This window comes from Pseudomonas fluvialis (assembly GCF_002835605.1).
GTDB classification, from domain to species: domain Bacteria; phylum Pseudomonadota; class Gammaproteobacteria; order Pseudomonadales; family Pseudomonadaceae; genus Aquipseudomonas; species Aquipseudomonas fluvialis.
Map to the genome: position 1 here is coordinate 156,229 of NZ_PIYS01000002.1, position 11,970 is coordinate 168,198.

Below are 11,970 nucleotides of genomic sequence, written 5' to 3' on the forward strand. Positions count from 1 at the left end.
GCCTGTGCTTTCACCCCGGCGGCCTGACCGCTTGAACGCTGACTTCTAGGATTTTTCATGACGCGCTACATTTTCGTCACGGGTGGTGTTGTTTCTTCTTTGGGGAAAGGCATCGCTTCGGCTTCACTGGCGGCTATCCTGGAGGCGCGGGGCCTGAAGGTCACCATGCTCAAACTGGATCCGTACATCAACGTCGATCCGGGTACCATGAGCCCGTTCCAGCATGGTGAGGTGTTCGTCACCCACGATGGCGCGGAAACCGACCTCGACCTGGGCCATTACGAGCGGTTCATCCGCACCACCATGACCCAGAACAACAACTTCACCACCGGTCGCGTCTATGAGTACGTGCTGCGCAAGGAGCGTCGCGGTGACTACCTGGGGGCGACCATTCAGGTCATCCCGCATATCACCGACGAGATCAAGCGCCGCATCATCAAGGGTGCCGGTGATGCCGACGTGGCTCTGGTGGAAATCGGCGGTACGGTGGGTGATATCGAATCGCAACCCTTCCTCGAGGCGATTCGCCAGCTACGCGTGGAAGTCGGTGCCAAGCGTGCCATGCTCATGCACCTGACCCTGGTGCCGTACATTGCCACTGCCGGCGAGACCAAGACCAAGCCGACTCAGCACTCGGTCAAGGAACTGCGTTCCATCGGCTTGCAGCCGGATGTGCTGGTGTGCCGCTCCGATCACCCGATCGACCTGTCTTCGCGGCGCAAGATTGCGCTGTTCACCAATGTCGAAGAGCGCGCGGTCATCGCTCTGGAAGACGTCGATACCATCTACAAGATTCCTGGTGTGCTGCATGCTCAGGGCCTCGATGACATCGTCGTCGAGCGTTTCGGCCTGCAATGCCAGCCAGCTGACCTGTCCGAGTGGGATCGTGTGGTGGATGCCAAGCTGCATCCGGAGAAGGAAGTCACCATTGCCATGGTCGGCAAGTACATGGAATTGCTGGATGCCTACAAGTCGCTGATCGAGGCGATGAGCCATGCCGGCATCCAGAACCGCACCAAAGTCAATATTCGTTATATCGACTCGGAAGATATCGAAACCCAGGGCACCGACCTGCTGCAGGGCGTAGATGCCATTCTGGTGCCGGGTGGCTTTGGCCTGCGTGGCGTGGAAGGCAAGATCCGCACCGTGCAGTACGCCCGTGAGAACAAGATCCCCTACCTGGGTATTTGCCTGGGTATGCAGGTCGCGGTTATCGAATATGCACGTAACGTACTGGGCTGGGCCGATGCCAATTCCAGCGAGTTCGATCCGAACTCCAGCCACCCGGTAGTAGGTCTGATCACCGAATGGCAGGATGCTGCCGGTAGCGTCGAGGTGCGTACCGATGCCTCCGACCTGGGCGGCACTATGCGTCTGGGTGCCCAAGAGTGCCAGTTGCTGGAGGGTTCCAATGTGTATGCCTGCTACGGCAAGGCGCGTATTGTCGAACGCCATCGCCATCGCTACGAAGTGAACAACAATCTGTTGCCGCAGTTGCAGCAGGCCGGTCTGAATATCACCGGTCGTTCCGCCGATGGTGCGCTGGTTGAAGTGGTCGAGGCGCCGGATCATCCGTGGTTCGTGGCCTGCCAGTTCCATCCGGAGTTCACCTCCACGCCGCGTGACGGTCATCCGTTGTTCAGCGGTTTCGTCAATGCTGCGCTGGCCCAGAAGGCGCATCAGGCATGAGTCAGAAGACCATTCGCGTTGGCAATATCGACATTGCCAACGACAAGCCATTCGTGCTGTTCGGCGGTATCAACGTCATCGAGTCGCGCGACCTGGCGCTGCGCGCCTGCGAGGAATACGTGCGGGTCACCGAGAAACTCGGCATCCCCTATGTGTTCAAGGCCAGCTTCGACAAGGCCAACCGCTCGTCCATTACCTCTTTCCGTGGCCCTGGCCTGGAAGAGGGCATGAAGATCTTCGAGGAAGTGAAGAAGACCTTCGGCGTGCCGGTGATTACCGATGTGCATGAACCCTACCAGGCCGCACCAGTGGCCGAAGTCTGCGACATCATCCAGCTGCCGGCCTTCCTGTCGCGGCAGACCGACCTGGTGGTGGCCATGGCCAAAACCGGTGCAGTGATCAACATCAAGAAGGCGCAGTTCCTCGCCCCGCAGGAGATGAAGCACATCCTGCGCAAGTGCGAGGAAGCCGGTAATGATCAGCTGATCCTCTGTGAGCGTGGTTCCTCCTTCGGTTACAACAACCTGGTGGTAGACATGCTCGGCTTCGGCATCATGAAGCAGTTCAACTACCCGGTGTTCTTTGACGTGACTCATGCCCTGCAGATGCCGGGTGGCCGTGCCGACTCGGCGGGTGGACGACGTGCTCAGGTCACTGATCTGGCCAAGGCCGGTATGAGCCAGGGTCTGGCCGGCCTGTTCCTCGAGGCGCACCCGGACCCGGATAACGCCAAGTGCGATGGCCCCTGCGCCCTGCGCCTGGACAAGCTGGAGCCCTTCCTCAGCCAGCTCAAGCAGCTGGATGACCTGGTCAAGAGCTTCCCAACTATCGAAACCGCTTGAGCCTGCCGCTTGCAGCCTGAAGCTTCGCAGCTACCCAACGGAGTACCAACTACAATGGCAAAAATCGTCGACATCAAGGGTCGTGAGGTTCTCGACTCCCGTGGCAACCCCACCGTGGAAGCCGATGTAATCCTCGAAGGCGGCATCATCGGTAGCGCTTGTGCGCCATCCGGTGCTTCCACCGGTTCCCGCGAAGCGCTGGAACTGCGTGATGGCGACAAGAGCCGTTACCTGGGCAAGGGCGTGCTGAAGGCCGTAGCCAACATCAATGGGCCGATCCGTGACTTGTTGCTGGGCAAGGACGCGACTGATCAGCAGGCCCTGGACCGCGCGATGATCGAGCTCGACGGTACCGAGAACAAGGCCAAGCTGGGCGCCAACGCCATCCTCGCCGTGTCCCTGGCCGCGGCCAAGGCTGCCGCCCAGGCCAAGGGCGTGCCGCTGTACGCGCATATTGCCGATCTGAACGGTACCCCGGGCGTCTACTCCATGCCGGTGCCGATGATGAACATCATCAACGGCGGCGAGCACGCCGACAACAACGTTGATATCCAGGAGTTCATGGTCCAGCCGGTTGGCGCCAAGAACTTCGCCGACGCCCTGCGCATGGGCGCCGAGATCTTCCATCACCTGAAAGCCGTGCTGAAGGCCCGTGGCCTGAACACCGCGGTGGGTGACGAGGGCGGCTTCGCGCCGAACCTGGCGTCCAACGAAGATGCCCTGGCCGCCATCGCCGAGGCCGTGGCCAACGCCGGCTACACGCTGGGCACCGACATCACCCTGGCCCTGGACTGCGCATCGAGCGAGTTCTTCAAGGATGGTCAGTACGACCTGGCTGGCGAAGGCAAGGTGTTCAGCGCCGAAGGTTTCGCCGACTACCTGGCCGGCCTGACCCAGCGCTACCCGATCATCTCCATCGAAGACGGCATGGACGAGTCCGACTGGGCTGGCTGGAAAGTCCTGACCGACAAGATCGGCGAGAAGGTGCAGCTGGTTGGCGACGACCTGTTCGTTACCAACACCAAGATTCTCAAGCGTGGCATCGAAGAGAAGATCGGCAACTCGATCCTCATCAAGTTCAACCAGATCGGCTCGCTGACCGAGACCCTGGAAGCCATCCAGATGGCCAAGGCCGCTGGCTTCACCGCGGTGATCTCGCACCGCAGCGGCGAAACCGAAGACAGCACCATCGCCGACCTGGCCGTGGGTACTGCCGCAGGCCAGATCAAGACTGGCTCGCTGTGCCGCTCCGACCGCGTGTCCAAGTACAACCAGCTGCTGCGTATCGAAGAGCAGTTGGCTGGCAAGGCACCCTACAAGGGTCGCGCCGAGTTCCGCGGCTGATCCTGCCACCCCACAGCTGCAAGGCCTGTGGGGTGGGAATTTGCCTGCCGCGGTAAACATGCTAAAAGGGCAGCGCTCCGGCATAGCTTCTGTGCCTGCTGCCCTTTTTTATGGATAGCCCTCCCCATCATGTCGAAAGCTCCGTTCTGGCTGTTTTTCGCGTTGTGCCTGTTGCTTGCCGGCCTGCAATATCGCTTGTGGCTGGGCGACAACGGCTTGGCGGAGATTCGTGCGTTGCAGGAGCAGATTGCCGAGCAGAAGGGTGAGAACGAGCGCCTGCTGGAGCGCAATCGCATCCTCGAAGCCGAAGTGCTGGAACTCAAGAGCGGTATGGAAACCGTCGAAGAGCGCGCCCGCCATGAGTTGGGCATGGTTAAAGAGGGTGAGACCCTCTACCAGTTGGCGCAGTGATGGATAACCTGCCTGCCTTCTGGGTGGTGATACCGGCTGCCGGTATCGGTAGCCGCATGCGTGCGGATCGCCCCAAGCAATATCTGCAAGTGGCTGGGCGCACGATTCTCGAACACAGTCTGAGCGGCTTTCTCGACCATCCACACTTGCGTGGCCTGGTGTTGGCGCTGGCCGCTGACGACCCCTGGTGGCCAACCTTGGCTTGCGCTGCCGACGCGCGTATCCAGCGCGTGCGGGGCGGCGCTGAACGTGCCGACTCGGTGCTGGCCGGCCTGGATTATCTGGCCGGGATAGGGGCGCCGGCCGAGGGCTGGGTGCTGGTGCATGATGCGGCGCGTCCCAACCTGGCGCGCAGCGATCTGGACAAGCTGCTGCACAGTCTGGCGGATGATCCGGTAGGTGGCCTGCTGGCCGTGCCGGCGCGGGATACGCTGAAGCGTGCGGGGGCGGACGGGCGAGTTTGCGCAACGGTCGATCGCAGTGTCATCTGGCAGGCCTACACACCGCAGATGTTCCGCCTGGGAGCATTACGCAAGGCATTGGCCGAAGCACTGGCGGCGGGGGTGGCGATTACCGATGAGGCATCGGCCATGGAGTGGGCCGGACAGGCGCCGCTGCTTATCGAAGGGCGTGCCGACAACCTCAAGGTGACCCGCCCGGAGGATCTCGAATGGCTTCGTCAGCGCTGGGCGCTGCGCGACGCCTGAGCAGACAGCCCTTCGCGCAGGTGCTCGACCAGCAGACGTACCTTGGGTGAGAGGTGGCGTTGTTGCGGATACAGCGCCCACACGGCGGTATTCGGCGGGCGCAGGTGCTCCAGCAGGGAAACCAGCGCGCCGCTGCGCAGATGCGTTTGCACGTAGTAGTCCGGCAGTTGGCACAGGCCAACGCCGTGCAGTGCGGCATCGAGGACTGCCTGCCCGCTGTTGCAGCGCCAGTTGCCGGCTACCCGCACCTGTACTTCACGGCCCTGCTCCTGGAAATGCCACAGGTCGCTGCTGCCAATCAGGCAGTTGTGCTCGCTTAGCGCGCTCAGGTTGGCCGGCTGGCCGGCGCGCTGCAGGTAGGTCGGCGCGGCGCACAGGTACATAACCCGCGGCGCCAGGCGCGTGGCTACCAGGCGCGAGTCCTGCAGGCGACCCAGGCGGATAGCCAGGTCCAGGCCTTCCTGCAGCAGGTCGAGTGGCCGGTTGTCCAGCTCGATATCTACCCTCAATTGGCTGTGTCTGGACATGAACTGGTTGACCAGCGGCACGATGAAGCGCTCACCATAGGCGACTGCGCACGTCATGCGCAGCAGCCCCTTGGGCTCACCGGCCAGGTCACCCACGGCACGCAGTGCTTCCTCGCGGGCATCCTGCAGGCGGCGGCAGTGCAGCAGGAAGGTCTGTCCGGCCTCGGTCAGCGCCACGCGGCGGGTGCTGCGGTAGAACAAACGGGTCTGCAGGCGCTCTTCCAGGCGTGCGACCTGACGGCTGACCTGCGAGGTAGACAGTCCCAGGCGTTTACCGGCCGCCGCGAACTGGCCGCATTCGGCGACCGCGACGAACTCATCCAGACCATCCCAGCGATTCATGGATTATTCCTTATTGGCAATAATGTTTTGTAGGGCGACGGATTATCCCTGAATTGGCAGTGATCTACACTGGCGTCACTTCAGAACGCCTGCAGGAGCCTTTCCCATGATCAAATCCCGTGCCGCCGTGGCCTTTGCCCCCAACCAGCCGCTGCAGATCGTCGAGGTCGACGTGGCGCCACCCAGGGCTGGCGAGGTACTGGTGCGTATCGTCGCCAGCGGTGTGTGCCACACCGACGCCTACACCCTGTCCGGTCAGGACAGCGAGGGGGTGTTTCCGTGCATCCTTGGTCATGAGGGAGGTGGCATCGTCGAGGCGGTGGGCGAGGGGGTGACCTCGCTGGCGGTCGGTGATCACGTGATCCCGCTGTACACGGCCGAATGCCGCGAGTGCAAATTCTGCACTTCTGGCAAGACCAACCTGTGCCAGGCGGTGCGCGCCACCCAGGGCAAGGGCCTGATGCCCGATGGCACCACGCGCTTCTCCTACCAGGGCCAGCCGGTCTATCACTACATGGGCTGTTCGACCTTTTCCGAGTACACGGTGCTGCCGGAAATCTCCCTGGCGAAGATTCCCAAGGAAGCACCGCTGGAGAAGGTCTGTCTGCTCGGCTGTGGTGTGACCACCGGCATCGGCGCGGTGCTCAACACCGCCAAGGTCAGCGAGGGCTCCACGGTGGCGATCTTCGGCCTGGGCGGTATCGGCCTGGCAGCCATCATCGGCGCCAAGATGGCCAAGGCCGCGCGAATCATTGCCATCGATATCAACCCGGCCAAGTTCGACGTGGCGCGTGAATTGGGCGCCACCGACTTCGTCAACCCGCAGGACTACGCCAAGCCGATTCAGGAGGTGATCGTCGAGATGACCGATGGCGGCGTCGATTATTCCTTTGAGTGCGTCGGCAACGTGCAGCTGATGCGTGCGGCGCTGGAGTGCTGCCACAAGGGCTGGGGCGAGTCGACCATCATCGGCGTGGCGCCGGCCGGCGCCGAGATCAGCACCCGCCCGTTCCAGCTGGTCACCGGACGGGTGTGGCGCGGCAGCGCCTTCGGCGGCGTGAAAGGGCGCAGCGAGCTGCCGGGCTATGTGGAGAAATCGCAGAAGGGCGAGATTCCCCTGGATACCTTCATCACCCACACCATGGGCCTGGACGAGATCAACAGCGCCTTCGAGCTGATGCACGAAGGCAAGAGCATCCGTACGGTCATCCACTTCTGAGGGCGCCGCGATGACTCTGGAACTTCTTTCCAGTAACCGCAGTTTCGGCGGCTGGCACCGGCGCTATCGCCATCGCTCCAGCACGCTGGATTGCGACATGCAGTTTGCCGTCTACCTGCCACCGCAGGCCGAGCAGGGGGAGCGCTTGCCGGTTCTCTACTGGCTCTCGGGGCTGACCTGTACCGATGAGAACTTCATGCAGAAGGCCGGTGCCCAGCGCGTCGCTGCCGAGCTGGGACTGGTGCTGGTGGCGCCGGACACCAGTCCGCGAGGCGAAGGTGTGCCGGGCGATCCGGATGGCGCCTGGGACTTCGGTCTCGGCGCCGGCTTCTACCTGAATGCCAGCGAGCAGCCCTGGGCGCGCCACTACCGCATGCACGACTACGTGGTGCATGAGCTGCCGGCGCTGATCGAAGCGCACTTGCCGGTTAGTGAGCGGCGCGGTATCAGCGGGCACTCCATGGGCGGGCATGGTGCCTTGGTTTGTGCGCTGCGCAACCCGGGGCGTTATCGCTCGCTGTCGGCTTTCGCGCCGATCAGTAATCCACAGGATTGTCCCTGGGGCGAGAAAGCGTTTTCCCGCTACCTGGGCGAGGATCGCGCCACCTGGCAGGCGTGGGATGCCTGCACACTGCTGGCGAGTGCTACGCAGAGGCTGCCGATCCTGGTTGATCAGGGCGAGGCGGACAGCTTCCTTGACACCCAGCTCAAGCCCCAGGCGCTCAAGGTGGCGGCCGAGGCGGTAGGTTATCCACTGACCCTGCGTCTGCAGCCGGGTTACGACCACAGCTACTACTTCATCGCCAGCTTTATCGAGGACCACCTGCGTCATCATGCGGCCGCTTTACGGCAGCCATAGGCGGCCAGTTGCAGGTAGGCGCAAAAGGACATGCCAACCTCAGGTCGAGCGCCAGGATGATGCGCTTGCAGCTTGCAGCTTGCAGCTTGCAGCTTTCAGTTAGAATCGCGCCCTGGCATTTTCAGGGCGTTTTCTTATGCGTATAGGTCATGGCTACGATGTGCATCGGTTTGGCGAGGGCGACTTCATTACCCTGGGCGGGGTGCGTATTCCCCACCGTTGCGGATTGATTGCCCATTCTGACGGCGATGTGCTGCTGCATGCCCTGAGCGATGCGCTGCTCGGTGCGGTGGCCCTCGGCGATATCGGCAAGCATTTCCCCGACAATGACCCGGCGTTCAAGGGCGCCGACAGCCGTGTGCTGCTGCGTCATGTGCTTGGCCTGGTCCAGGCCAAGGGCTACCGCGTCGGCAATGTCGATGCCACCATCGTAGCCCAGGCGCCGAAGATGGCCCCGCATATCGAGAACATGCGTCAGTGCATTGCCGAGGATCTGCAGGTCGCGCTGGATCAGGTCAACGTCAAGGCCACCACCACCGAACAGCTGGGTTTCACCGGGCGCGAGGAAGGCATTGCCGTGCATGCCGTGGCTCTGCTGGTGAGCGCATGAACGAGTTTCAGCTACTCGGGCCGCGTGCCTATGGTGCAGCCTGTGGGCGGGCGCAACTTAAGGCCTGCGCCGAAGACTTCCAGGTTGATGAGGTGCTGGATATCCCGCTCAGCGGGCAGGGTGAGCACCTGTGGCTGTGGGTGGAGAAGCGTGGTCTGAATACCGAGGACGCTGCGCGACGTTTGGCGCGTGCCGCCGGTCTGCCGCTCCGCCTGGTCAGTTATGCCGGGCTGAAGGATCGCCAGGCGCTGACTCGTCAGTGGTTCAGCCTGCATCTGCCGGGTAAGGCTGATCCGCAGTTGCAGGATGCCGAGGGGCCGGCCTTGCGCATTCTCAGTCAGCAGCGACACAACCGTAAACTGCAGCGTGGCGCGCACGCCGCCAACGGTTTCACCCTGCGCCTGACGGCCCTGCAGGCTGATCACAGCGCGCTTGACGAGCGTCTGCAGCAGATCGCTCGCCAGGGTATTCCCAACTACTACGGTGTGCAGCGTTTCGGTCACCAGGGCGGCAATCTGCACGAAGCGCGGCAGTATGCCGAGCGTGCTGAGCTGCCGGTGCAGCGCAACCTGCGCTCGCGGTTGTTGTCCGCGGCGCGCAGCTACCTGTTCAACCAGGCTCTGGCCGCGCGCGTTGCCGATGGCAGCTGGCAGCTGGCACAGCCGGGCGACCTGTTGGCCTTTACCGACAGCCGCAGCTTTTTTCTGGCGGGTGAAGCCGATTGCGCCGATGAGCGTCTGGCGCGACTCGATCTGCACCCTACCGGCCCGCTGTGGGGCGAGGGCAGTAGTAGCGCAGAGGGCGACATGCAGCTTCTGGAAGCACGGATTGCCCAGGCCGAACCTGCGCTGGTGGCCTGGCTGGCCAAGGCGGGCATGGCGCACGAACGGCGCATTCTGCGCCTCCCCATTGCGCGCCTGACGTGGCATTATCCCGCTCCTGACATCTTGCAACTGGCTTTCGTCCTGCCGGCCGGATGCTTCGCCACTGCCCTGGTGCGCGAGCTGGTCGATCTGCTACCGGCGGGGCAGACGGATACTCCATGCGAATTCTGATATCCAATGACGACGGCGCCATGGCGCCGGGCATCGCTGCGCTGCATGCGGCGCTGGCCGACCTGGGCGAGTGCGTCATCGTCGCGCCGCTGGAAGACAAGAGTGGCGCCAGCAGCTCGCTGACCCTGGACCGGCCGCTGCATCCCAGTACGCTGCCCAATGGCTACATTGCGCTGAACGGCACGCCCACCGACTGCGTGCACCTCGGGCTCAACGGCCTGCTGGAACAGACCCCGGACATGGTGGTGTCAGGTATCAACCTGGGCGCCAACCTGGGTGACGACGTGCTCTATTCCGGTACCGTGGCGGCAGCCCTGGAAGGGCGTTTCCTGAACAAGCCGGCGTTTGCCTTCTCGCTGGTCTCGCGGCAGCCCGACAACCTGGCTACGGCGGCACATTTCGCCCGTCTGCTGGTGGCGGCTCACGAACGGCTTGATCTGCCACCACGTACTGTCCTCAACGTCAACGTACCCAACCTGCCGCTGGAGAAGATCCGTGGCGTGCAACTGACCCGCCTGGGCCATCGTGCCCGTGCCGCCGCTCCGGTCAAGGTGGCCAATCCGCGTGGCAAGCTGGGCTACTGGATCTCGGTAGCCGGCGATGCCGAGGATGGTGGGGCCGGCACTGATTTCCATGCGGTCATGCAGGGCTATGTATCGATTACCCCGCTGCAGCTGGATCGTACCTTCCATGAGGCGTTCAGCGGTTTGGCCAATGGTCTGGAGGGGCTGTTCTGATGCGTGGGCATGATCACCTGCAGCGTCATGGCATCGGCATGACCTCGCAGCGCACGCGCGAGCGACTGATTGAGCGCCTTTACGAGGAAGGCCTGAGCAATCCGCATGTGCTGGAAGTCATCCGGCGTACGCCGCGTCACCTGTTCGTCGACGAAGCCCTGGCGCATCGCGCCTATGAAGACACTGCCTTGCCGATCGGTCACAACCAGACCATTTCCCAGCCCTACATGGTCGGGCGGATGACCGAGTTGTTACTGGCTGCCGGACCGCTCGACAAAGTGCTGGAGATCGGCACGGGCTCCGGTTATCAGACAGCGGTGCTGGCGCAGCTGGTCGAGCGGGTGTTCTCTGTCGAACGTATCCAGGCTCTGCAGGACCGCGCCAAGGAACGCCTGGCCGAATTGAATATTCGTAATGTGGTGTTCCGCTGGGGGGATGGCTGGGAAGGCTGGCCGGCGCTGGCGCCCTATAACGCCATCATCGTTACCGCAGCGGCCGCCGAGGTGCCGCAAGCGCTGCTGGAGCAGCTGGCGCCTGGTGGGCGCCTGGTGATTCCGGTAGGCGCAGGCGATGTGCAGGAGTTGCTGCTGATCACCCGTGAAGAACAGGGCTATACCCGCCATGTGCTGGATGCGGTGCGCTTCGTGCCGCTGCTCAATGGGCCGCTGGCCTGATCGTCAATGGAAGGAACCATGAAGCGTTATCTATTGCTGTTTCTCAAGGGTATGGCCATGGGGGCAGCGGACGTGGTGCCGGGTGTGTCCGGGGGTACCGTGGCGTTCATCACGGGAATTTACGATGAGCTGCTCAAGTCGCTGGCTCAATTGCCCAAGGCTGGCCTTTTGCTGCTGCGCGGGCGTGTACAGGAGGCCTGGCGAGAAGCCAATGCCACCTTCCTGCTGGTGTTGTTCGGCGGCATTCTGCTGAGCGTGTTGTCGCTGGCCAAGCTGATTACCTGGCTGCTGGTGAGCCAACCGATTGCCATCTGGTCGTTTTTCTTCGGATTGATCCTGGTGTCCACCTACCTGGTCGGGCGTGAGGTACAACGTTGGAACCTGACGCGCGTGGCCAGTTTTGTAGCGGGGGGAGCGTTGGCCTGGTGGATCACAGTGGCCGCGCCGGTACAGTTGGAAGGCACGCCGTTGACTGTATTCCTGGCCGGGGCCGTGGCGATTTGCGCGATGATCCTGCCTGGGATTTCCGGCAGTTTTATTCTGGTCTTGCTGGGCCTTTATTCGCTGGTGCTGGGCGCTGTCAAAAACTTGCAGCTGGATATCTTGCTGCTTTTCGCCTCGGGTTGCGTGCTGGGCTTGTTGAGTTTTGCCCGGGTACTCAGCTGGCTTTTGCAGCACTGGCGCGACATGACCCTGGCTTTCCTGACTGGTCTGATGGTGGGGTCGTTGAACAAGGTTTGGCCGTGGAAGCAGACCTTGAGCTGGCGTACCGATAGCAGCGGTGTGTCGCAGCCGGTATTGCAGGAAAACCTCTGGCCGACTCAGTTCGCCTTGCAGTTCGACACTGATCCGCAGTTGCTGGCAGCCTTGCTGCTGGCGGCCGGTGGTATCACCTTGGTGCTGGGGCTGGAATGGTTGGCCAAGCGCCTATCGCTGAGTGGCGAGAGAGACTGA

The 11,970-nt window shown here is 62.7% G+C and carries 13 protein-coding genes; 12 read left to right on the forward strand and 1 reads right to left on the reverse strand.

Features of this window, described 5'->3' with window-relative positions; all coding sequences use genetic code 11:
* Positions 1–57 precede the first annotated feature (57 nt).
* The 5 genes from CW360_RS01400 (at position 58) to ispD (ending at position 4,993) form a co-directional block, all read left to right on the forward strand.
* A complete protein-coding gene (locus CW360_RS01400; RefSeq protein ID WP_101192483.1) occupies positions 58–1,689 on the forward strand; it encodes a CTP synthase in 1,632 nt (543 codons plus the stop codon).
* The gene (gene kdsA, locus CW360_RS01405) at positions 1,686–2,531 is read left to right on the forward strand and encodes a 3-deoxy-8-phosphooctulonate synthase (protein ID WP_093985681.1); all 846 of its coding nucleotides are present in this window, start codon (positions 1,686–1,688) and stop codon (positions 2,529–2,531) included. The genes CW360_RS01400 and kdsA overlap by 4 nt, the downstream gene beginning before the upstream one ends.
* 54 nt (positions 2,532–2,585) lie before the next feature.
* On the forward strand, positions 2,586–3,875 hold the full coding sequence (gene eno / locus CW360_RS01410) for a phosphopyruvate hydratase (protein ID WP_101192484.1): 1,290 nt from the start codon (positions 2,586–2,588) through the stop codon (positions 3,873–3,875).
* A gap of 129 nt (positions 3,876–4,004) precedes the next feature.
* Complete coding sequence (gene ftsB / locus CW360_RS01415) at positions 4,005–4,286, forward strand: cell division protein FtsB (protein WP_371870537.1); 282 nt, start codon at positions 4,005–4,007, stop codon at positions 4,284–4,286.
* Positions 4,283–4,993, forward strand: coding sequence for a 2-C-methyl-D-erythritol 4-phosphate cytidylyltransferase (gene ispD, locus CW360_RS01420; protein WP_101192485.1), 711 nt, complete (start codon positions 4,283–4,285; stop codon positions 4,991–4,993). The genes ftsB and ispD overlap by 4 nt, the downstream gene beginning before the upstream one ends.
* Here the strand turns inward: ispD and CW360_RS01425 are convergent.
* Entirely contained in the window at positions 4,966–5,862 is an 897-nt protein-coding gene (locus CW360_RS01425; protein WP_093985678.1) for a LysR family transcriptional regulator, read from the reverse strand. The two genes, ispD and CW360_RS01425, sit on opposite strands and share 28 nt — an antisense overlap.
* A 106-nt stretch (positions 5,863–5,968) precedes the next feature.
* On the opposite strand from CW360_RS01425, the gene CW360_RS01430 reads away from it, so the two are divergent.
* From CW360_RS01430 to CW360_RS01460, 7 genes are all read left to right on the forward strand, one after another.
* Positions 5,969–7,081, forward strand: a complete 1,113-nt coding sequence (locus CW360_RS01430; RefSeq protein WP_093985677.1) for an S-(hydroxymethyl)glutathione dehydrogenase/class III alcohol dehydrogenase — start codon at positions 5,969–5,971, stop codon at positions 7,079–7,081.
* A 10-nt stretch (positions 7,082–7,091) separates the two neighbouring features.
* On the forward strand, positions 7,092–7,940 hold the full coding sequence (fghA, locus tag CW360_RS01435) for an S-formylglutathione hydrolase (protein ID WP_101192486.1): 849 nt from the start codon (positions 7,092–7,094) through the stop codon (positions 7,938–7,940).
* 136 nt (positions 7,941–8,076) lie between these two features.
* Positions 8,077–8,550: a 2-C-methyl-D-erythritol 2,4-cyclodiphosphate synthase gene (gene ispF / locus CW360_RS01440; protein ID WP_093987173.1), complete on the forward strand. Its 474-nt coding sequence runs from the start codon at positions 8,077–8,079 to the stop codon at positions 8,548–8,550.
* A complete protein-coding gene (gene truD / locus CW360_RS01445; RefSeq protein ID WP_101192487.1) occupies positions 8,547–9,605 on the forward strand; it encodes a tRNA pseudouridine(13) synthase TruD in 1,059 nt (352 codons plus the stop codon). Before ispF ends, truD begins: the two co-directional genes overlap by 4 nt.
* Positions 9,593–10,342, forward strand: a complete 750-nt coding sequence (surE, locus tag CW360_RS01450) for a 5'/3'-nucleotidase SurE (protein ID WP_093987171.1) — start codon at positions 9,593–9,595, stop codon at positions 10,340–10,342. Before truD ends, surE begins: the two co-directional genes overlap by 13 nt.
* Before the next feature lie 38 nt (positions 10,343–10,380).
* Positions 10,381–11,016, forward strand: coding sequence for a protein-L-isoaspartate(D-aspartate) O-methyltransferase (locus tag CW360_RS01455; protein WP_170307342.1), 636 nt, complete (start codon positions 10,381–10,383; stop codon positions 11,014–11,016).
* An 18-nt stretch (positions 11,017–11,034) separates the two neighbouring features.
* A complete protein-coding gene (locus tag CW360_RS01460; RefSeq protein ID WP_101192489.1) occupies positions 11,035–11,970 on the forward strand; it encodes a polyprenyl-phosphate transporter in 936 nt (311 codons plus the stop codon).

Bases quoted from the DNA above. Each gene is read 5' to 3' on its own strand.
- CW360_RS01400 (WP_101192483.1), top strand. From the start codon at position 58: ATGACGCGCTACATTTTCGTCACGGGTGGTGTTGTTTCTTCTTTGGGG.
- kdsA (WP_093985681.1), top strand. From the start codon at position 1,686: ATGAGTCAGAAGACCATTCGCGTTGGCAATATCGACATTGCCAACGAC.
- eno (WP_101192484.1), top strand. From the start codon at position 2,586: ATGGCAAAAATCGTCGACATCAAGGGTCGTGAGGTTCTCGACTCCCGT.
- ftsB (WP_371870537.1), top strand. From the start codon at position 4,005: ATGTCGAAAGCTCCGTTCTGGCTGTTTTTCGCGTTGTGCCTGTTGCTT.
- CW360_RS01425 (WP_093985678.1), bottom strand. From the start codon at position 5,862: ATGAATCGCTGGGATGGTCTGGATGAGTTCGTCGCGGTCGCCGAATGC.
- CW360_RS01430 (WP_093985677.1), top strand. From the start codon at position 5,969: ATGATCAAATCCCGTGCCGCCGTGGCCTTTGCCCCCAACCAGCCGCTG.
- fghA (WP_101192486.1), top strand. From the start codon at position 7,092: ATGACTCTGGAACTTCTTTCCAGTAACCGCAGTTTCGGCGGCTGGCAC.
- ispF (WP_093987173.1), top strand. From the start codon at position 8,077: ATGCGTATAGGTCATGGCTACGATGTGCATCGGTTTGGCGAGGGCGAC.
- truD (WP_101192487.1), top strand. From the start codon at position 8,547: ATGAACGAGTTTCAGCTACTCGGGCCGCGTGCCTATGGTGCAGCCTGT.
- surE (WP_093987171.1), top strand. From the start codon at position 9,593: ATGCGAATTCTGATATCCAATGACGACGGCGCCATGGCGCCGGGCATC.
- CW360_RS01455 (WP_170307342.1), top strand. From the start codon at position 10,381: ATGACCTCGCAGCGCACGCGCGAGCGACTGATTGAGCGCCTTTACGAG.
- CW360_RS01460 (WP_101192489.1), top strand. From the start codon at position 11,035: ATGAAGCGTTATCTATTGCTGTTTCTCAAGGGTATGGCCATGGGGGCA.